Source organism: Ruegeria sp. BG9 (genome assembly GCF_056538305.1).
Genome location: NZ_JBQFSY010000004.1, coordinates 190,470 through 211,161 on the forward strand (window position 1 = coordinate 190,470; position 20,692 = coordinate 211,161).

Annotated in this window: 19 protein-coding genes; 11 read left to right on the forward strand and 8 right to left on the reverse strand. The window is 59.3% G+C overall.

What is annotated here, in order from left to right; genetic code table 11:
- Window positions 1-2 precede the first annotated feature (2 nt).
- The 5 genes from ACR0I8_RS08680 to ACR0I8_RS08700 all read left to right on the forward strand — a co-directional run bounded on the left by ACR0I8_RS08680 (window position 3) and on the right by ACR0I8_RS08700 (window position 5,780).
- A complete protein-coding gene (locus tag ACR0I8_RS08680) occupies window positions 3-788 on the forward strand; it encodes a protein phosphatase 2C domain-containing protein (RefSeq protein ID WP_170690762.1) in 786 nt (261 codons plus the stop codon).
- 21 nt (window positions 789-809) lie between these two features.
- Entirely contained in the window at window positions 810-2,072 is a 1,263-nt protein-coding gene (locus tag ACR0I8_RS08685; RefSeq protein WP_170690760.1) for a transporter substrate-binding domain-containing protein, read from the forward strand.
- A 45-nt stretch (window positions 2,073-2,117) separates the two neighbouring features.
- Window positions 2,118-3,227 (forward strand): LysM peptidoglycan-binding domain-containing protein, encoded by a 1,110-nt coding sequence (locus ACR0I8_RS08690; protein WP_170375715.1) that lies wholly within the window; start codon window positions 2,118-2,120, stop codon window positions 3,225-3,227.
- A gap of 40 nt (window positions 3,228-3,267) precedes the next feature.
- Window positions 3,268-4,374 (forward strand): LysM peptidoglycan-binding domain-containing protein, encoded by a 1,107-nt coding sequence (locus ACR0I8_RS08695; RefSeq protein WP_170471522.1) that lies wholly within the window; start codon window positions 3,268-3,270, stop codon window positions 4,372-4,374.
- A 146-nt stretch (window positions 4,375-4,520) separates the two neighbouring features.
- On the forward strand, window positions 4,521-5,780 hold the full coding sequence (locus ACR0I8_RS08700; RefSeq protein WP_170690758.1) for an aminotransferase class V-fold PLP-dependent enzyme: 1,260 nt from the start codon (window positions 4,521-4,523) through the stop codon (window positions 5,778-5,780).
- A gap of 2 nt (window positions 5,781-5,782) precedes the next feature.
- Here ACR0I8_RS08700 and ACR0I8_RS08705 read toward each other — a convergent pair whose 3' ends face one another.
- The 6 genes from ACR0I8_RS08705 to ACR0I8_RS08730 form a co-directional block, all read right to left on the reverse strand.
- Window positions 5,783-6,778, reverse strand: coding sequence for an ABC transporter ATP-binding protein (locus ACR0I8_RS08705; protein ID WP_170471518.1), 996 nt, complete (start codon window positions 6,776-6,778; stop codon window positions 5,783-5,785).
- 1 nt (window position 6,779) lies between these two features.
- Window positions 6,780-7,808 carry a Gfo/Idh/MocA family protein gene (locus ACR0I8_RS08710; RefSeq protein ID WP_170690756.1) on the reverse strand — a complete coding sequence of 343 codons (1,029 nt, stop codon included), beginning with the start codon at window positions 7,806-7,808 and terminating at the stop codon, window positions 6,780-6,782.
- The gene (locus tag ACR0I8_RS08715; protein ID WP_170375704.1) at window positions 7,805-8,644 is read right to left on the reverse strand and encodes a carbohydrate ABC transporter permease; all 840 of its coding nucleotides are present in this window, start codon (window positions 8,642-8,644) and stop codon (window positions 7,805-7,807) included. Before ACR0I8_RS08715 ends, ACR0I8_RS08710 begins: the two co-directional genes overlap by 4 nt.
- Window positions 8,645-8,654: 10 nt before the next feature.
- Window positions 8,655-9,569, reverse strand: a complete 915-nt coding sequence (locus ACR0I8_RS08720; protein WP_170690755.1) for a carbohydrate ABC transporter permease — start codon at window positions 9,567-9,569, stop codon at window positions 8,655-8,657.
- Between the two features lie 64 nt (window positions 9,570-9,633).
- A complete protein-coding gene (locus ACR0I8_RS08725; protein WP_170690753.1) occupies window positions 9,634-10,884 on the reverse strand; it encodes an ABC transporter substrate-binding protein in 1,251 nt (416 codons plus the stop codon).
- Between the two features lie 29 nt (window positions 10,885-10,913).
- Window positions 10,914-11,795, reverse strand: coding sequence for an N-acetylmuramic acid 6-phosphate etherase (locus ACR0I8_RS08730; RefSeq protein WP_480703034.1), 882 nt, complete (start codon window positions 11,793-11,795; stop codon window positions 10,914-10,916).
- Window positions 11,796-11,951: 156 nt separating this feature from the next.
- On the opposite strand from ACR0I8_RS08730, the gene ACR0I8_RS08735 reads away from it, so the two are divergent.
- The 5 genes from ACR0I8_RS08735 to ACR0I8_RS08755 all read left to right on the forward strand — a co-directional run bounded on the left by ACR0I8_RS08735 (window position 11,952) and on the right by ACR0I8_RS08755 (window position 17,200).
- Window positions 11,952-12,839: a BadF/BadG/BcrA/BcrD ATPase family protein gene (locus ACR0I8_RS08735; protein ID WP_170690750.1), complete on the forward strand. Its 888-nt coding sequence runs from the start codon at window positions 11,952-11,954 to the stop codon at window positions 12,837-12,839.
- Window positions 12,839-13,603: a GntR family transcriptional regulator gene (locus ACR0I8_RS08740; RefSeq protein ID WP_170638126.1), complete on the forward strand. Its 765-nt coding sequence runs from the start codon at window positions 12,839-12,841 to the stop codon at window positions 13,601-13,603. The genes ACR0I8_RS08735 and ACR0I8_RS08740 overlap by 1 nt, the downstream gene beginning before the upstream one ends.
- 8 nt (window positions 13,604-13,611) lie before the next feature.
- Window positions 13,612-14,643, forward strand: a complete 1,032-nt coding sequence (locus ACR0I8_RS08745; protein ID WP_170690749.1) for an SIS domain-containing protein — start codon at window positions 13,612-13,614, stop codon at window positions 14,641-14,643.
- Window positions 14,640-15,797, forward strand: coding sequence for an N-acetylglucosamine-6-phosphate deacetylase (gene nagA / locus ACR0I8_RS08750; protein ID WP_170690748.1), 1,158 nt, complete (start codon window positions 14,640-14,642; stop codon window positions 15,795-15,797). Before ACR0I8_RS08745 ends, nagA begins: the two co-directional genes overlap by 4 nt.
- Before the next feature lie 86 nt (window positions 15,798-15,883).
- Window positions 15,884-17,200 (forward strand): lytic murein transglycosylase, encoded by a 1,317-nt coding sequence (locus ACR0I8_RS08755; protein WP_170690746.1) that lies wholly within the window; start codon window positions 15,884-15,886, stop codon window positions 17,198-17,200.
- 71 nt (window positions 17,201-17,271) lie between these two features.
- On the opposite strand, the gene ACR0I8_RS08760 is transcribed toward ACR0I8_RS08755, so the two are convergent.
- Together ACR0I8_RS08760 and ACR0I8_RS08765 are read right to left on the reverse strand one after the other, a co-directional pair.
- Window positions 17,272-18,669, reverse strand: a complete 1,398-nt coding sequence (locus tag ACR0I8_RS08760) for an aspartate aminotransferase family protein (RefSeq protein WP_170690744.1) — start codon at window positions 18,667-18,669, stop codon at window positions 17,272-17,274.
- A 75-nt stretch (window positions 18,670-18,744) separates the two neighbouring features.
- On the reverse strand, window positions 18,745-19,428 hold the full coding sequence (locus ACR0I8_RS08765; protein ID WP_170690743.1) for a GntR family transcriptional regulator: 684 nt from the start codon (window positions 19,426-19,428) through the stop codon (window positions 18,745-18,747).
- A 142-nt stretch (window positions 19,429-19,570) separates the two neighbouring features.
- On the opposite strand from ACR0I8_RS08765, the gene ACR0I8_RS08770 reads away from it, so the two are divergent.
- A complete protein-coding gene (locus ACR0I8_RS08770; protein WP_170375682.1) occupies window positions 19,571-20,656 on the forward strand; it encodes a polyamine ABC transporter substrate-binding protein in 1,086 nt (361 codons plus the stop codon).
- Window positions 20,657-20,692 lie beyond the last annotated feature (36 nt).

The window sequence follows — 20,692 nt, forward strand, 5'->3', positions numbered from 1 at the left end:
AGATGCTCGCGACTCCGGCATATGACGTTGCGCTGATCCTGAACCAGGGTCAGCGGGACACGCAGGAGGATGCCATCGCTGCGCGTATGTTCGACGCAGCGGATGCAGGCTATGTGGTGATTGCCGACGGTATGGGCGGGCATGAGGCCGGTGAGGTCGCCTCAAGCCTCGTGGTTGCCGCCTGGCGCGAGGCGTTGGACGCTGAGCTGGAAAGCGACACTCTGTCGGAACGCGCGGCGATAGATGCGCTGCCTTTGGCGGCCATGCAGGCCAACGCGCTGATTTCGAACCGCAATGAAGAACAGGGCGATGGCTGCAACATGGGGTCCACCTTGCTGGGCACCTTGCTGTTGGGGCAGCATTTGTTCTGGATTTCGATTGGCGACAGCCCGCTCTACCTGTTTCGGGACGGCGGGCTGATGCAGATCAATGAAGACCATTCAATGGCGCCGATGATCGACGCGCAGGTTGCCGACGGCACGCTGACCGAAGCGCAGGCGCGGTCTCATCCGGACCGCAATCAGCTGACCTCGGTCATTATGGGCGGTGCAATTCCCAAAGTGGATTGCCCGGAAGATCCGCTGGCAATGACGGCTGCAGATATCCTCATCCTCGGCAGTGATGGCCTGCAGACCCTGACGGATGACGAGCTTCAGGCGGTCGTAGGCAGCCACGCGCAGGCATTGGCGCAAGAAATCGCAGAGGCACTGCAGCAGGCGGTGCTGGCGAAGAACAACCCTGATCAAGACAACCTCTCAATCGCAGTCGTGAAACTTGCGAAACAATAATAAGGCAAAGCAACGGGACCCATGAAAAACACATTGATCATATCGAGCTTGGCCCTGGCGGCGGCTACAGGTGCAGTAACCGCGCAAGAGGCGTGCTCGAACTACGAGATTCAGCGCGGCGACAGTCTGAGAGAGCTGGCGATTCAGGTCTATGCGACGGAAGATTTCCGCATCATTTTTGACGCCAACCGCGATGTGATTGGATCCAATCCGAACATCATTCGGGTCGGTGACGTGCTGGAAATGCCCTGCCTTGAAGATATCGGTCGCACTCCGGTTCTGGCTGATACCGAGGCCGAGCGTCTGGCCGCCGAAATGGCAGCCGAGCTGGTCAAAGCTGCCGAAGAGCGTGCAGAACAGGCGATTGCCGAGGCCGAAGCCCGTGTAGCCGCCGCCGAAGCCGAGGCCAAGCAGGTCAGTGAACAGGCCGTGGTCGAAGCCAAGGCCGCCGCACGTGAAGAAATCGAGGCCGCACGCGCCGAAGGCGCCGCCCTGATCCGCGATGCAGGGACGGGCGAACGCCCCGAGGTGCGTGACCGTCAGGTGCTGTTGATCACCGGCGGCGACTATCAGCCCTTCACGGACGAAGCACTGCCACACCGTGGCCTCTATACGCACCTGGTGGAAACCGCGATGCTGCGTGCCGCACCCGAGCAGGCCTACAAGATTCAGTTCGTCAACGATTGGAACTCGCATCTGGATCTTCTGATGCCGACGCTTGCGTTTGACGGAACTTTCCCCTGGTCGCGTCCGAATTGCGAAGAACCCGCGGCGCTGTCCGAAAACGACCGCAACCGCTGTGAGACCTACAACTTCTCGAACCCGTTCTACGAAGTGGTCGACACGTTCTTCGCCCGCGAAGGCACAAGCTATGTCGAAGCGCTCAGCTACGCTGATTTCGCCGGAACGACGATCTGCCGCCCCGAAGGTTGGTCGCTGTCACATATGGATGCGGTCAGTCTGTACGAGCCGATCATCACCTTGCTGCGCCCGGAATCGCCGGACGAGTGCTTTGAAGCAGTGATGACGGGCGAGGCCGACATTGTCGCAATCGAAGCGCACCTGGCCGACGGAGCCATCGGTCGGCTTGGCTACGAACACCGCATAGTCGAGAACCCGAATTTGGCGGCGATCAAGTCGCTGAATGTCATGACGCACAAGGACAACCCGGACGGAGAAGCGATTCTGGAAACGCTCAACAAGGGTCTGGCGATCATGCAGCAATCCGGCGAATGGCGAGACATCGTGTCATCCGCTCTTCGCTATCAAATGGAAAACGGCTGAGAAAACTAAAAAGCCATCTCAAATTTTATCTGGAGAAAACACCGAATGCCCAACTTCACGCTCCATAATGTTGCGTTGACAACCGCTGCCGTATTGACGGTCAGTGCCGGAGCCGCTGCCGCCCAACAAGCCTGTACGAATTATACCGTACAGGACGGCGATACCATGGCGTCCATCGCGTTGACCGCGTATGGCACGTCCAACTACCAGCCCATCTTCAACGCGAACCGCGATGCGATCAGCAACCCCAACGCGCTGGATCCTGGGCTGTCTCTGGTCCTGCCTTGTGAGGACGGAAACCTGCCAAACGGTCAGAGCGCAAGCGACATCATCGCGGCGCAGCAGGAGCGTTTTGCAAACTCTGCGCAGAGCAGTGCGTTCAAACGGCCGATCAAACTGGTGACCGGCAATGGCTGGGCTCCGTTCGCGGATGAAACCCTGAACGGTGGCGGGTTCATCACCCGTCTGGGCACCACAACGCTGCAGCGTGGTGGCAATAACGAGCAATTCTCGATCAGCTTCGTGGATGACTGGAACTCGCATATCGAAACCCTGCTGCCGCTGGGTGCGTTCGATGTATCGATGGCCTGGAACATCCCCGACTGCACCAACCGCAGCTATGAATGGTCATGGGAGACCGAGGTTCGTTGCACGCAGTTCCACGCCTCGGCTCCGGTCTATGACATCGTGTTCGGTTTCTACAGCGTGCCCGAGGGCAAATACGCCGGAGCCACCAGCTTTGACGACCTGCACGGCGCCACGATCTGCCGTATGGAAGGCTGGCCTCTGCACGATCTGGAGCAAGAAGGTTTGCTGCGCGACGATACCATGACGGTTGTGCAGCCCGCCACCGCACGGGAATGCCTGGATGCGGTCATCACCGGAACGGCTGACATCGCCACGTTCGAATTGCAGCTGTTCGCAGACGCCATGAGCGAAATGGGCCTGAATGCCAACGACCTGGTCGAGAACCCCTATGTCTCGACGCTGTCGTCCCTTCGCTTCATTACTCACCGGTCCAATCCTCAGGGTCAAAGATACCTTGCCCTGATGAACAAGGGCCTCAACGAAATGCGTGAAACCGGGGAATGGTACGCCATCATCTCGGATAGCCTGAATGAGCATAACGAAAGACTGCTAGACGCAATCAACTGAAACCTCATCTCCACATTCCAACTTATGGGAGGAATAAAAAATGCTAAGAGAAAAACTCAATACCAAAGTGATGACGGCAACCGCCGTCCTCACACTCTCCGCAGGTGCTGCAGCAGCGCAGGAAGCCTGTTCAAACTACACCGTGCAGGACGGCGACACGATGGCAACCATCGCCATCGCAGCCTATGGCACATCGAACTATCAGCCGATCTTCAACGCGAACCGCAACGAGATCACCAACCCCAATTCGCTAGAGCCCGGCCTGGTCTTGGCTCTGCCGTGTGAGGATGGAAGCCTGCCCAACGGTCAGTCGGCACAGGAAATCATCGCGGCGGAAGAGCAGCGTGCGGCCAGCGTGAAACGGTCGAACGTCTATGCACCGCCGATCAAGCTGGTTGCGGGCAACGGCTGGGAACCGTTCACGACAGAATCCCTGAGCGGTGGCGGCATCATGACCCGTCTGGCAACAACCAGCCTGCAGCGCGCTGGCAACAGCCGCGACTTCTCGGTCAGCTTCGTGGATGACTGGTCTTCGCACTTGGACACTCTGCTGCCGCTGGGCGCATTCGACATCTCGATTGCCTGGACGCTGCCCGATTGTACAAACCGCTCTTACGAGTGGTCTGAGGCAACCGAAGCCCGCTGCACGCAGTTCGTGGCGTCTGTTCCGATCTACGACGTTGTTGGTGGCTTCTTCACGCTGCCCGAAAGCGAATACGCCGCCGCAACAGAGTTTTCGGATCTCGAAGGCGCAACCCTTTGCCGTATGGCGGGTTGGAGCATGGTTGTTCTGGAAGAAGTTGGCCTGAACGGCAAAAACCTGAACCTGATTCATCCGAACTCGGCGCGTGAGTGCCTGGACGCCGTTCTCACCGGCACAGCAGACGTTGCTGCATTCGAGGTTGAGCTGTTTGCCTCAACCATGAATGACATGGGTTTGACATCGGACGATATCGTCGAAAATCCCTATGTTTCGACTCTCTCGTCGATGAGCTTCATGGCCCACCGTTCGAACCCGTTTGCCCGCGAATACATCGCGATGATGAACAAAGGTCTGAACGAGATGCGCCAGTCCGGCGAATGGTACGCAATCATCTCAGACACGCTGCGTGAGCAGAACGAAAAGCTGAACGCCGGTTCGAACTGATCCCTCGGTTCAACTAACGCGGAAGGGCCGGTTGTTTCAACCGGCCCTTTTTCTTGTCAAGGGGACAAAACCGGTGTTTGAATTCGATCTGTTCGGCACGCCTGTGCAAGCTGTCCGAACGCTCTGACTTTCCACAGGACTGACTCATGATCCAAGACAACCCCGCGCTTATTGATGCCATTCGCGACAGGTTCGCTCATGTCGAAACTTGCCCGTTTCAGGGCGAACGCATTTTCTTTGAGAATGCAGGCGGCGCCCTGACTTTGAAATCGGTGGCTGAGACCTCAGCATTTTATGCGGCGATCCCGGACAATCCGGGCCGTATCAACCCTGCGGGGCAGGGCACGCAGAATGTGATCAACAAGGCCAAGCAGGATCTGGGCGTGTTCATGAACGCCTCAAGCGGCCAGTTCTTTGCCGGCGAAAGCGGCACCGAGCTATTGTTCCGCTTGATCCGTACCGCGTGTCTGGCCGCACCCAAACGGGCCAAAGTGATCGGGTCCTCCATCGAGCACCCGGCCACCCGCAGCGCCGCGCGCCGCTGGGCCGAGATTGCAGGGCTCGACTATGTGAACGTGCCGCATGACAACGATACGGGTCTGGTCACGGCTGAGGACTACGCCGCACTGATGACCCCGGATGTGGCGGTGGCGACGATCCTGCATGCCTCACCGGTGACGGGCATGGGCATGGATGTGGCCGCGATCTCGGCTGCGATCCGGGCGGTTGCGCCGGATTGCATGATCATCGTCGACGGCATCCAGCACGCGGCCCATGGGCAGCTCGACCTGGATGCCTACAATGTCGATGGCTATGCGATCTCACCTTACAAAGTGTTCTCGCGCCACGGATACGGGATTGCATGGATCTCTGACCGTCTCACCCATACGCCGCACGACATGCTGATCGACGCCCCCGCGACAGGGTGGGAGTTCGGCACCCGCGATACGGGTTCTTACGCGACGGTCTCGGATGTGGTGTCTTATTTCGACTGGCTGGGTGGGCAAGTATCGGGCGAGACCGACCCGCGCGCGCGGATTGAGGCTGCGGGTCGTGCCATTCATGCCTATGAAACCCATCTGACCAACACCGCAATCAACGGCACCGGCAACCTGCCGGGTTTGCGCGATATGGACCACGTCACCATTCTGGCCGGGGCCGACAACCCATCGCGTGAGGGGCTGGTGTCGATTGTGGTCAAAGGCAAGGCATCCGAAGACGTGGTTGAGACGCTGAACCAGCAGGGCATTCGAACCCATACGCGCAAGGCCGACCACTACTCGGGCAATGTGCTGGGGCCATTGGGACTATCGGATTGCATCCGCATTTCCTTCTGTCACTACAACACAGAACAGGAAATCGCCCGCCTCTTGGCCGCCATCAAAGAGCTTGGGGAAGACGCGTAACACTACAGTCTCTGCCCGTCCTCGCCAAAGGCGAGGACGTTGGCCTGATCGAACGCGATCCCTGTCTGCGCGCCCGGCTCAACCCTGTGTTGACCGAAGGCGCGGATCGTGAAGGGTTTTCCGGTTCCGATATCGACCATGATATTCGTATCCGCACCCAGATTTTCCACATGCACCACGGTACCGGATAGGGCCCCGGTCTCGGAATGGGTGGCGTATTCCGGGCGGATACCGAAATAGGTGCCCTTCGGCCCGCCGATCATATCCGCCGGGACAAAGTTCATCGCGGGCGAGCCAATGAACTCGGCCACAAAGCGGTTGGCGGGGTTGTTGTAGAGGTCCATCGGGCTGCCGATCTGCTCCACGCGCCCGTCGCGCAGAACCACGATCTTATCGGCGAGTGTCATCGCCTCAGTCTGATCGTGGGTCACGTAGATCATGCTGGCGTCAATCTGGCGGTGCAGATTGGCGATCTCGACCCTCGTGTTCAGACGTAAGGCGGCATCCAGATTGGACAGCGGCTCATCAAACAGGAACAGTTTTGGGTTGCGCACAATCGCGCGCCCGATGGCGACGCGTTGCCGTTGGCCGCCTGACAGTTCGGCGGGGCGACGCTCCAGATAGTCCTCAAGCGACAGCATCCGGCTGGCCTCGGAAATGCGGCGCGAGATTTCGTCCTTCGGGTGCCCGGCTTGTTTCAGCCCCAGCGCCATATTCCCACGCACCGTGAGATGCGGGTAGAGCGCGTAGGACTGGAACACCATCGCAAGCCCCCGTTTCGCCGGGGGCACTGTGTTGACCTGTTCGCCGTCGATTTCAACCGTGCCCGAGGTCGCATCCTCCAACCCCGCAATCACCCTCAACAAGGTCGATTTCCCGCAGCCCGAGGGGCCGACGAAGACCACGAATTCGTTCTCCTCGACGGTCAGGTCGATGTTCTTCAGCACCTCAACCGGCCCGAAGGATTTACACACTTTGCTCAGCTTCAGGGCGGTCACGTCACGCCTCCTTCAGGTCAACCGGTTGCCCGGTTCGAATGCTTTCATCAGCCGCCAAGCAGATCCGCAGGGATTGCACCGCGTCGCTCATGTGGCGGGTCAGGTCGATATTCTCGGCGATGGCGCGCAGCATGTAGGCTTGCTCTGCATCGCACAGCTCCTGATGGCCCGGTTCGCCGTCCATTTCGATCAGAGTGTCCCCATCCGGGCGATGCACCAGAATGCCGCCCACTTTGGTGTGCCCGTCCACATCGTCCGAAGCGCCTTTGTTGCCCTCGGTGATCGAAACGGCGCCATTGGGCGAGATGATGTCTTTCACGAAGAACGCGGTTTCGGACATCATCGGGCCCCATCCGGCCTCGTACCAGCCGACTGAGCCGTCCTCGAACACCACCTGGAACTGGCCGTAATTATACATATCCGGCGCGATCTCGTCCGACAGACGCAGGCCCATCCCATTGACCCGAACGGGCAGGGCGTCGGTGATCTGGCACATCACATCCACATAATGCACGCCACAATCGACGATGGGCGAGGTGGTCTGCATCAGCGCCTTATGCGTCTCCCATGTCGGGCCGGTGGATTGCTGGTTCAGGTTCAGACGGAACACGTAGGGGCCGCCCAGATCTCGCGCCTCGGATATCAATCGCATCCACGAGGGGTGGTAGCGCAGGATATAGCCGATCACCAGTTTGCGCCCCGTTTCGACCGCTTTGGCGACAACACGGCGTGCATCCTCGACCGTGGTGGCCAGAGGTTTTTCGACAAACACATGCGCGCGCGCCTCCATCGCAGCGCAGGCATAGTCGGCGTGGCTGTCGGAATAGGTCGCGATGACCACCAGATCAGGCGCGGTCTCTGCCAAAGCGGTGTGGAAGTCCGAGAAGGCGGGATAGCCCTGCAACTCCGACTGATCGACCTGGCCCGAGCGATTGACCAACCCAACAATCTGCGCGTCGGGATGGTGGTGATGCGCCAGCGCGTGGCTGAGGCCCATATTGCCCAGACCTGCGATAAGGACTCGGATCATTTGACCGCCCCCGAGGTGATGCCGCGGATCAATTGCCGCGAGAAGATGACATAGAGAACCATGACCGGCAGGATCGCCATGCTGAGCGCGGACAGAACCGCGTTCCAATCGGTGACGAATTGCCCGATGAAGACCTGACTGCCCAGCGTGAGCGTCTTGGTTTCCTCGGCCGGGGCCAGGATCAGTGGGAACCACAGATCGTTCCAGATCGGGATCATGTTGAACACCGCCACCGTCGCCATCGCCGGACGCACAAGCGGCAGAACCAGACGAAAGAAGATTGTGTATTCGCTAAGGCCATCAATGCGGCCCGCGTTTTTCAGATCGTCGCTGACCTGCCGCATGAACTCGGACAGGATAAAGACGGCCAATGGCAGGCCCTGCGCAGTGTAGACCAAGATCAGGGCCATCAGAGTGTTTACCAACCCGGTCGCGACCATCATCTCAAGGATGGCGACCGTGCCGATGCGGATCGGGATCATGATACCCAAAGCCAGATAGAGCCCCATCAGGGTATTTCCGCGAAAACGGTACTCGCTCAGCGCAAATGCCGCCATCGCGCCGAACAGCAGGATGAAGAACAGCGACACCACCGTGACGATCATCGAGTTCTGGAAGTAGAGGAAGAAATCCCCCTGTTTCATCACCGTCTGATAGCCGATCATCGAGAATGTCTCGGCATCCGGCAGGGCCAGCGGCTCACGAAAGATCGCTTTGCGGGACTTGAAGCTGTTGATCACGATCACGAAGACCGGGAACAGCGCGATCAGGGTGTACAGGATCAGCGCGCCATGCATGGCGGCGATATTGAACGGGTTTCTACGGGCTTTGTTCATCCTACCACCCTCAGAACTGATACCGGCGGATGCGGGTCTGGATCAGGAACAGATAGACGCAGACTCCCGTCAGGATGATCGCAAACATGCCCGTCGCAATGGCCGAGCCCATATGCGGATCGCCAAGCTGCAACTGGAACCCGAAGAAGGTGCGGTACATGAAGGTGCCCAGAATATCGGTTGAGAAATCGGGACCCGCCAGCGCGCCCTGCGCGGCATAGATCAGGTCAAACGCGTTAAAGTTCCCCACGAAGGTCAGGATCGAGATGATACCGATCGACGGCAGGATCAGCGGCAGTTTGATCTTCCAGAAGGCGGCCATGCCGGTGATGCCTTCGACCTCGGCGGCCTCAAGGATTTCTTCTGGGATTGACAGCAGCGCAGCATAGATCAGCATCATCGGGATGCCGACGAACTGCCAGACCGACACAAGCGCCAGGGTGGTAAGGGCATATTCCTCTTTCCCCAACCACGGAGCATAGAGGGATTTCAGGCCAACAGCGGCCAGCATGTCCGGTGCAATACCCCAGATCGGCGACAGGATCAGCTTCCAGGCAAAGCCGACGATCACGAAAGACAGGATCGTTGGGATGAAGATGGCCGAGCGGTAGAATGCTGCAAACCTCAGCCGCGGATGGCTGAGCATGGCGGCCAGAGCGATGCCGATCGGGTTCTGCACCAGCATGTGAATGAAAAAGAACCAGAAATTGTTCCCTAACGCATTCCAGAATGCATCCGACCACAAAGGATCGCCAAAAAGCGTGCGGAAATTGTCCAGCCCGACAAAGACGCGGGATTGATTGACCTCGGTGTAAAGTGCCAGCCGCAGCGTGTTGAACAGCGGCAGGATCATTACGGCGGTGTAAACCAGCACGGCGGGTGCAAGAAACACCACTATGTGCCATTTGATCCGGCTGTTGCCCATCTAGTGCCTCGACTGTTCTGGGTGGGTCCGGCCCGAAGGCCGGACCCGTTGGTTTCGTGAGTGGTTATTGGTGCGGTGCGTACCACGAGGCGAGGCCATCCTGCAGGCGCTGACCGGCGTCTTCGGGGCTTTCTTCGCCCTTGATGACCTGAGCCGAGGCATTCCACGTCTCGTTCTCAAGGTTCGGCGTGCCGCGCGACAGGATCTGGTAGGTCGAGCGGATGGTTGAGCCACACTCACCACGCCAGCTTACAAACTCCTGCGCCAGCGGGTCATCCATCGCGACATCAAAGCTCGACAGCGAGAAGAAGCCGGGCAGGGCGTTGGCGTAGATGGTTGCGAACTCTTCCGAGCCAACCCAATCCAGGAAGGTGCGCGCGGCCTCAGCGTTGGGCGAGGCTGCGTTCAGGCCGATGGCGATATCGGTGTGATCCGAGATATAGCACTCATCGCCTGCATTCTGGACCGGAGGCTTAAACGCACCCATTTCGAAATCGGCCAGATTGTTGAACCCGCTAATCTCCCAGCTGCCAGCGGGATAGACGGCTGCGCGGCCCAGAGTGAACAAGTTCTGGCTGTCCGGATAGGTCTGGGCTTCGAACCCGTCGCCCATGTACTCACCCCATTTCGCCAATTGGCGATAGGGAGCGACCCATGCTTCATCCGTCAGCTTTTGCGAGCCTTCGATCAACGCCAGACGCCCCTCTTCACCTTTCCAGTAGTTTGGGCCGATATTGTTGTAGCCCATGGTGGCCGCTTCCCACTGGTCATTGGTGCCCATGGCCATCGGGATATAGGTGCCGTCCTCTTTGATCTTGTCGAGCGCAGCGAAGAACTCAGCCTCGGTTGTCGGGACTTCGATACCCAGCTCGTTGAAGGCGTCCTTGTTGTAGATAAATCCATGGATCACCGAGGCCATGGGAACACAGAAGGTCGCCGCTCCGTCATCAGTCTGCCACGCAGATTTCGCCACGTCCGAGAAATTGGCCATGCCGCCCAGATCGGACAGATCCGTCAGGTGACCGGCCTCATAAAGGCCAAGCGAAGTGTCAAACGGACGGCAGGTGATCAGGTCTCCGGCCGACCCGGCATCCAGTTTGGCGTTCAGGGCGGCGTTGTATTCGGCAGGGGCCGAGGGTGTGAACCGGATCTTGATGTCCGGGTTCTGCGCCTCAAACGCAGGGATGATCTTTTCCTGCCACAGCGCCAGATCGTCATTGCGCCAGCTTTCGATGGTCAGAACCGTTTCGGCATAGGCAGCGCCTGCAAGGGCCGACGACGCCAGCAAAACGGCGCTAAGTGATATCTTCTTCATGGTTTTCTCCCTTGGTATTTTGTTTGGTTTTAAAGTTGTTTCAGCACTGGGCGCAGGTGCCCATTAGATTGCGCCAAAAGCGCCTCGGCCCGGTCTGGGCTGTCGGCGCCTGCGGCCAGCAAGATTGCCTGTTTCACGTTACCAGATGCGCGGCTCAGTGCATCACTGGCCTGATCTGCCGAGACCCCGGCGATTTTTCCAACGATCCCTTCGGCGCGTTGGCGCAGTTTATGGTTGTCGGCGATGACGTTGATCATCATCCCGTCATGCACATGCCCAAGGCGAATGCCCATCAGCGTGGACATCATGTTCAGAGCCACTTTCTGCGCTGTCGCGGCCCCAAGACGTGTTGAGCCTGCAATGGGTTCAGGCGGCGTGTTCAGGTGGACGGCGCAATCTACGTAGTCGAATAGCGGGGCTTCTGCATTGTTGGCGATCCCGATCACCTTGGCCCCCTGCGCGCGTGCGTGACGGGCGAATTCGACGGCATAGGGCGTGCTGCCACTGGCGGAAAGGGCGATCACAGCGTCATCCGACCTCACATTGGTCGCGGCAGTTTGCGCTGCGGCTTCATCATCTTCCGTATGGCCGGGCATTGCAGCGCCCTGTGGTATCCCGCCTGCCATGCAGATTGCCATGGTCTCAGGCGAAAGGCCGAATGTTCCGGATAATTCAGCCCCGTCCGCCAGCCCCATCAGGCCCGACGAACCGGCTGCAGCGTAGTAAATCTTGCCGCCCCGGCGCACAGTCTGCGTCAGAATGGCGGCTCCCTCTGAAAGGGCATCCAAGCAGCCGTCAAGCCCACGCAATGCCGCCTTCTGTGCCTCAAGCAGATAGCCCAGGATGTCGGCATCTGACCTCAGGTCGAGCCCTTCGACCTCGTCGCGCAGCATTTCGGTTTGCGGCAGCATTTGATTCCTCCCCAGATGAGAGTAATACCTATATAATACCTTTTGTCTACCTCTCGTTGGGAAAATATGACAAAAACCCTTGATATGGCCAAAAATTCTCAATTTACATAAGCCGAGGCCTTTTTTTTCTGCAAAAGGTATCTTAAAGGTATCTATATGGATGAGTCCTTCCAATACCTAATTGCAATCGACGGCGGTGGCACAAAATGCCGTTTCGCGATGATCACGCCTGACGGTCGGGTCGAGGTGACATTGGGCAGTGCCAATGCCTTCTCGGATCGTCAGAAAGCGCTGCGTACCCTAGATGAGGGGCTGCAGGCCTTGGCCGATAAGGCGCAATTGTCCCGAGCACATCTGGCCGAGATTCCGACCTACGCGGGGCTGGCTGGGGTGACGAATGCCGTTGTGGCGTCGGAGGTTGCGCGCAGTCTGCCCTCGCGGATTGTCGAAGTCGAAGATGACCGCAGATCGGCGGTTGTGGGCGCGTTGGGCGCGCAGGACGGTTCTGTGATCGGCGTTGGAACGGGATCCTTTCTGGCCCGCCAGGTCGATGGGCGAACGCAGTTTATTGGCGGCTACGGGGCTTTGATCGGCGATCAGGCCTCGGGCAATTGGTTAGGCGTTCAGCTGTTGCAATGCGTTCTATTGGCAATGGACGACATTCAACCGCACAGCGCGCTGACCCGACAAATAAGCACGGAATATGACGACGATCCCATGCAGATCGTTGCATTTGTTGGCCAGGCGAACCCCTCGGATTTCGCAGGCCTCGCCCCCGAGATCATTGCGGCTGCGGCTGGTGGCGATCCCGTGGCGCGAGATCTGCTGCAAAGCGGGGCCGACTATCTGGCGCAGGGGCTGCGCGCCCTCGGTCACACAGATGGCTCGCCCATCTGCATGATCGGCGGGGTCGCGCCGCACTATTCGGAGTATCTGCCGCCCCACATGCAGGCCTGCCTGACCGAGGCCAAGGGCTCGCCGCTTGACGGTGCCCTGATTTTGGCGCGTCACCTGGCCGAGCGCGCAAAGGTAGGGGCAGGCTGATGAGCGACACGATCGAGACATTCCTGAAACCTGCCGATTGGCTGCAGGAGGCGACAGGCCCCCTTTATGTAAGGTTGCGCAAGCGACTTGAGCAAAGCATCGAGGCCGGAGTCCTGGCTGAGAGCGCCCCGCTACCAGGCGAGCGTGAGATGGCCCATCTGACGGGCCTCTCCCGTGTTACCGTCCGGCGCGCGCTGCAGGATCTGGTCGAGCGTGGCATCATAGTGCAACGTCAGGGCTCGGGCAGTTTTGTGGCGGACGGTACGCCTCGGGTCGAACAATCGCTGTCACTGCTGACCTCATTCACCGAAGACATGACCCGTCGGGGGCTGGATTCGACCAGCGAGTGGTTGGACCGGGGCATCCACACGCCCTCACCGGAAGAGGTCATGGCACTGGCCCTGTCCTCGGGCGAAGAGGTGGCGCGGCTGTCGCGCCTGCGCATGGCGAATGACCGGCCGATGGCGATTGAGCACGCGGCCTTGCCGGTCGATATCCTGCCGCATCCAGAAGGCGTAACATCCTCACTTTATGAAGTGCTGGAACGCGACGGCAACCGCCCGGTGCGCGCTATGCAGCGAATTTCAGCGATCAACCTTGAGGCCAACGATGCCGCGGTTCTGGGGGTCGAGCCGGGCGTGGCCGGGCTGCGGATCGTCCGGACCTCATTCCTGTCCAATCGACGTGTGGTGGAGTTCACACGCTCTGTCTATCGCGGTGACGCCTACGATTTTGTGGCCGAACTGCGCCTTGCAAACAGCTAGGAAAGCACATGCAACAGCAGATCACCCGGATGCGCCGGGAAATCGACGAGATACCCGAAGCGGTCGAACGGCTGCTCAGCCGGGGTCAAAAGAACATCACCGCCACGGCCGAGGTCGCCCGGACCCTTGATCCCGCCTTTCTGACGAGCGTGGCGCGGGGGTCGTCGGATCATGTCTGCACCTATCTCAAATACGCGTCGGAAATCCTGTTGGGTCTGCCGGTGGCCTCGGTTGGTCCTTCTGTCGCGTCGATCTACAACGCGCCGCTCCGGCTGCAAAACAGCCTTTGTCTGGCCGTGTCCCAGTCCGGGCAAAGCCCGGATATCCTGGCGATGGTCCGCAGCGCGTATCGTGATGGCGCGCTGACCATCGGGCTGACAAATGACGCGGCCTCTCCATTGGCGGCATCCTGTGCCCACACAATTGATATACAGGCAGGCCCCGAACTGAGTGTGGCCGCGACCAAGACATTTGTGTCCTCGGCCGTGGCGGGCCTTTGGGTGTTGGCCGAATGGGCGCGGGATGAGGCACTTTTGGTTGCCATTCGCGATTTGCCAGAACGGCTGGCGCAGGCTGCGCGTATCGACTGGCCTGAGGTGCGGGCCGCGATCGGGGCTAACCCGTCGCTGTTCACATTGGGGCGCGGGCAGGTGCTGGCCATGTCCAACGAGGCGGCTTTGAAGTTCAAAGAGACCTGCCAGTTGCATGCCGAAAGCTATTCTTCGGCCGAAGTGCTGCATGGGCCGGTCTCGATTGTCGAAGAAGGGTTTCCTGTCCTCAGCTTTGCGGCTGCCGATGCTGCGGAATCCGCGTTGTCCGAGGTCGCCGACACGATCAGCGCCAAAGGGGCCCGCGTTTTTGCCACCACGACCAAGGTCAAATCTGCGTCACCGGTCGAACATGTCCGCACGCTACACCCGCTGACCGATGCGCTGAGCCTGATCGTTTCGTTCTACTCCATGGTCGAGGTTTTCGCCGCCTCGCGCGGCATTGACCCGGATGCCCCCCGGCACCTCAAGAAGGTGACGGAGACGGTATGACTGAGGCAGCCCACGCCCTCATCGGAGCGGATATTCTGACGTCGGACGGCATCGTGAAAAACCACGCGCTGTTGCATCGGGGTGGGCGGGTTTATGGCGTCGTTCCCATGTCGGAACTTGACTTTGGGCATGTGCCAGTCACGCTGGAGGGTGGACTTCTCGCGCCGGGTTTCGTCGATCTGCAGGTCAATGGCGGCGGCGGGGTGATGTTTAACAATCAGCCGGATGTTGCCGCGCTGCAGATCATGGCTGGGGCTCATGCGCAGATCGGGGCGACCTCGATCCTGCCGACCTTGATCACGGATTCGCCCGAGGTCACTGCAAACGCCATCTCGGCCGCGATTGAGGCCGTGCGGCAAGGCGTTCCGGGGATCGTTGGCCTGCATCTGGAAGGCCCACATCTGGCCGTCTCCCGCAAAGGCGCGCATGACGCTGCCTTTATCCGCCCGATGGAAGATGTGGATGTCGCGGCACTGCTTGAGGCCGCCGCCCTATTGCCGGTTCTTAAAGTGACGCTGGCACCCGAAAGCGTCACAATCGCCCAGATTGAAACGCTGACGGCGGCAGGTGTTTTGGTCTCCTTGGGGCATACCGATGCCAGTTATGAGGTCTGCGTTGCCGCCGCAAAGGCTGGCGCGCGCTGTGTGACGCATCTGTTCAACGCGCAAAGCCAGATGCAAGGACGCGCGCCGGGAACCGTTGGCGCGGCATTGGCCGAGGGAAAATTCTCGGCGGGTCTTATCGCGGACATGATCCATGTTCATCCCGCCATGATCCGCAATGCGTTGAATGCCAAGCTGGGACCCGGTGAGATTTTTCTGGTCAGCGATGCCATGGCGACGGCAGGGTCGGATATCCGCGTGTTTGAACTCAACGGCCGCGAAATCCTCCGCGACGACAACCGGCTGACGCTGGCCGACGGAACGCTGGCAGGCGCGCATCTGGAATTGCTGCAGGCGGCGCGGAATCTTACCGAGCAGGTCGGTGTGCCGTTTGAACAAGCCCTGCACATGACCAGCCTTGTGCCTGCGAATCTGATCGGCAATCGTCAGATCGGACGTCTGACCAGAGGCGCGCTGGCACATGTCTTGCATATCGGCCCTGAGGGGGATCTGTTGGCCGTCTGGCAGAACGGGCAGCAAATCCTCGGATGACCCTATCGGCAGAACCGGTCTGCGTACTTTGAAAACCGCCCATTTTGCGCTATCCTGCGCCAGAGCAGTAATCAGGAAAAAACGGAATGCGTAAATGCATAGGCGGCGTCATGACCGCCGCATTGTGGGCATCCATGATGCAGGCAGGTTCAGCAGAAACTTCTCAAGGGTCAGAAAATCGACTTTTGGACAATACGATACAACTGGCCTCGGCGGATGTGGTGATCTCCCTCCGGCCGGTGCCGCGACCTTCGGCTGAGGCCGTTCGGGTGTCGGTAGAAGGCAATGCCCGCTTTCAGGCATGGCTTGGCGCGTTTCAGCGGCGGGCGGTTGCGCAGGGGATCACTCAGCAGACATTGGATCACGCACTGGCCGGGCTTAGCTATGACCAAAAGGTCATCAAACGGGATCGCAATCAGGCCGAGTTTTCAAAGCCGATCTGGGAGTATCTGGACGCGGCTGTCTCGGACACGCGCGTCGCGAATGGTCGCGCGGCATTGGAGCGCCATCGGAAAATCCTGCGGCAGATCGAGGCGCAATATGGCGTTGAAAAAGAGGTCGTGACCGCCATTTGGGGCCTCGAGACCTCCTTCGGGTCCTATCGTGGCAGCAACCAGACGATCCGCTCGCTGGCGACATTGGCCTTCGATGCCCGCCGCGCTTCGTTTTTCGAGACCCAGTTGATTGCCGCTTTGCGGATCATTCAGGCCGGGGACATAAGTGCGGGTCGTATGGTGGGCAGCTGGGCTGGCGCCATGGGGCACACGCAATTCATGCCGACCTCGTATCTGGACCACGCAGTTGATTTCGACGGCGATGGGCGACGCGACATCTGGTCCGAGGATCCGACGGACGCGCTGGCCTCGGCTGCCGCTTATCTTGCCCGGCACGGGTGGACCAAGGGGCAACCCTGGGGCGTTGAGGTGCGGCTGCCCGAGGGATTCGACTATGCGACCGCCAAGCGGGATTACACTCTGATGCCGTCCGACTGGGCGGCACGTGGTGTGGTCGGGCTTGATGGCAAACCAGTGCGCGATCATGGACGGTCTGCGATCTTATTGCCAGCAGGCGGGCAGGGTGTAGCGCTGATGATCTTCGACAATTTCAGCGTGATCGAGGCGTACAATGGCGCGGATGCCTATGTGATCGGCATCGGTCACCTATCGGATCGTCTGAGTGGTGACGCTCCGTTTCAGGCCAGTTGGCCGCGTGGCGACCGGGTGCTGAGTTTTACCGAGAAAAAGGAATTGCAAACGCGGTTGACGCAGGCCGGGTTCGATACTCAGGGCATAGACGGGCGTACCGGGCCGAATACGGTGAATGCAGTGCGGGCCTATCAACTGGCGCAAGGACTACTGCCAGATGGCTACGCGTCCATTCGTTTACTTGAGCGGTTGAGGTAGAGGAGGGGGGCTCTGCCCCCGCCGCCTATCGGCGTCTCCCCCGGTATATTTTCAGCCAGATGAAGGGCGGATCAGGAGGCCGCTTTCATCAGACCCTGCGCGATGATCTCGGCTTGTGCTTCGTCCAGGGACTTGTGGACGCGCACGAACATCTCGTCGATATCCGCCGTCGTCAGGATCAGAGGCGGAGAGATGATCATCCGGTCGCCCACATGCCGCATGATCAGGTTGTTGGCAAAGCAGCGGTCGCGGCAGATATAGCCCACCGTGCCGGGGGCCGAGGCGAATTTGGCGCGGCTGGCTTTGTCGGGGGTCAGCGCGATCGACGCCATCATGCCGACGATCTTGGCCTCGCCCACCAATGGGTGATCGGCCAGCGCCTCCCATTTCTGTTTCAGGTACGGGGCTGCTACGTCGCGGACATGCTCGACGATCTTTTCCTCTTCGAGGATGCGCAGGTTTTCCAGCGCCACAGCCGCTGCGACCGGGTGGCCGGAATAGGTGTAGCCATGGTTAAACTCGGTGCCGCCGATCACCTCGGCGATCTCGTCATTGACGATGGAGCCTCCGATAGGCGCGTAGCCCGAGCTGAGGCCCTTGGCGATGGTCATGATATGCGGCTTGATGCCAACTGTTTGCGATCCGAACCAGTTGCCGGTACGGCCAAAGCCACAGATCACTTCATCGGCGATCAGCAGGATATCGTATTTGTCGCAAATGCGCTGGATTTCGGGCCAGTAGGAATCGGGCGCAACGATCACGCCGCCTGCGCCCTGAACCGGCTCGGCGATGAAGGCCGCGACGCGGTCTTCGCCCAGTTCCAAAATGGCTTCTTCTAGTTCGCGCGCACGGGTAAGGCCGAACTCTTCGGGCGTCATGTCGCCACCTTCGGCCCACCAGTTGGGTTGATTGATGTGGTGGATATTCGGGATCGGAATACCGCCCTGCGCGTGCATTCCGGCCATACCGCCCAGCGAGGCAGAGCCCACCGATGAGCCATGGTAAGCGTTGTGTCGGCTGATGATGATGTTCTTGTCAGGCTGGCCTTTTTCGGCCCAATAGGTGCGCACGAGGCGGATGTTGGTGTCGTTCGCCTCGGACCCGCCAGCGGCGAAGAACACGTGGTTCAGATCGCCTGGGGCAAGCTCGGCCAGTTTGTTGGCCAGTGCAATTGCAGGCACGTGGGTCGTTTTGAAGAAGGTGTTGTAGTACGGAAGCTCGCGCATTTGGCGGGCGGCGGCGTCGGCCAGCTCATCGCGCCCGTAGCCGATATTCACGCACCACAGGCCGGCCATCGCGTCCAGGATCTGTTCGCCTTCGCTGTCTGTCAGATAGACGCCATTGGCGCGGGTGATAACGCGCGCGCCCTCTTTACCCAGCGCTCCGTTGGCGGAGAACGGGTGCATGTGGTGGGCGGCATCCAGCGCCTGCAATTCGGCGGTGGGCATGTGGTTTGTGATCGTGGACATCCGAAAGACTCCTGCAACGGTGGTTGCGAGTCACAATATGATCAAATTATTTCATGTCAATCGAATCGGTGTTTTCTAAAGGTCCGAGGCAGACTCGATCATCAGTTCCATGCCTTGTTCGATATCCTGAGCGGTCGCTTTCGCCACCTTTTCCGCATCCCCGGCGCGCAGCCCTGCGATGATGTCCTTATGGCGATCAGGCAGGCTTTGAGTGCCGAAGCGGCCGCAGACCACACGCAAGGATGGCCCGAATCGGAGCCACAGACGCTCGGCCAGATCGCTCAGAACGGGCGCATCGGCATGTGCATATAGCGTTTCGTGGAATCTGTGGTTGAGATGCAGGTAGCCATGAACGTCACCATCCGCGATCATCTGGTCCAATTGCTGGTCGATTGATTCCAGTTGATCAATGTCGCTGGTGGACATTTTGGCGGTGGATCGCCTTGAAAGCTCTGATTCTATGGCAATTCTGGCGAAGATCACTTGCTCAACATCACCGCTGGACAACAGGGGCACACTGACCCTGCGATTGCCCTGAAACACCAATGCGCCGTCCGAGATCAGACGACGAATCGCCTCACGCACGGGGGTCATGCCGACGCCGAGCGAATCAGTCAGGCCCTGAATGGTGACGGGCTGACCTGGGACCAGCTCGCCGAACATGATCATAGATTTGAGGGTGTGGTAGACCTGTTCGTGCGCGGGCCGTTTCCCGGCGTCAATATTGGGCTTAGGTGCCTTATTTTTGATCAAATCCAATTGGTTTGCCTTGTCTCGATGGGTGCCGACTTGCCGGGCTGTTGACCTTTTGGAACCATAGTTCAGAAAGTCGAAAAACGCAAAACTTGATCAAATCCAAAAAAACGGGACAATACCCACCATAATCGCAGGGAGAACAAAAATGATGTTCAAGACGCTGACACTGACAGCGGTTCTCGCATTGGGGACTTCGGCGGCCTTCGCCGAAGAGGTGCGAGTCTATAACTGGTCGGACTATATCGACGAGGAGCTTCTAACGAAGTTCGAGGAAGAGACAGGGCTGACCCTGATCTACGACGTGTTCGACAGCAACGAATTGCTGGAGACCAAGATGCTGGCCGGTGGCTCTGGCTATGATGTCGTGGTGCCCTCGGGTACATTCCTTCAGCGCCAGATTCAGGCCGGAGCATTCCGGGAACTGGATACGGCTCAGCTGTCCAATGCTGGCAACCTTTGGGATGTCATCCAGGAGCGTACTGCCGGATACGACCCGAACAATGCTTATTCGATCAACTACATGTGGGGCACCACGGGCATTGGTGTGAATGTCGGAAAGGTGAAAGAAGCGCTGGGGGATGACGTTGCGCTGAACAGCATGGATTTGGTGCTGAAACCCGAAAACATGGAGAAACTAGCCGAGTGCGGAGTGCATTTCCTGGATGCCCCCGCTGAAATGATCCCGATGACACTGCAATATCTGGGGGAGGACCCGGATAGCCATGACCCGGACGTCATCAAGAAGGTCGAGGAAGTTCTGACCGGCGTGCGCCCTTACATCCAGAAATTCCACAGCTCGGAATATATCAACGCGCTGGCCAATGGCGATATCTGCGTTGCAGTTGGTTGGTCGGGTGACATTCTGCAGGCCCGCGACCGTGCGGCCGAGGCCGACAACGGCGTTGAGATCGAATACCACCCCTTCGCAGAAGGCTCGCTGATGTGGTTCGACCAGATGGCTATTCCGGCGGACGCTCCGAACCCGGAAGGCGCGCATAAGTTCCTGAACTTCATCCTTGATGCCAACAACATGGCGGCGGCGTCGAACTATGTGTACTACGCCAACGGCAACAAGGCCTCGCAAGAGTTCCTTGAGGAAGACGTGATCGGTGATCCGGCGATCTATCCGGATGATGCGACGATGCAAAACCTCTACATCACGACACCTTACCCGGCAAAAACACAGCGGGTTGTGACCCGTATGTGGACCAAGATTAAATCGGGCACCTGATCCGATTTCGCGCAAGGCGGCGGGGATCGCCTTGCG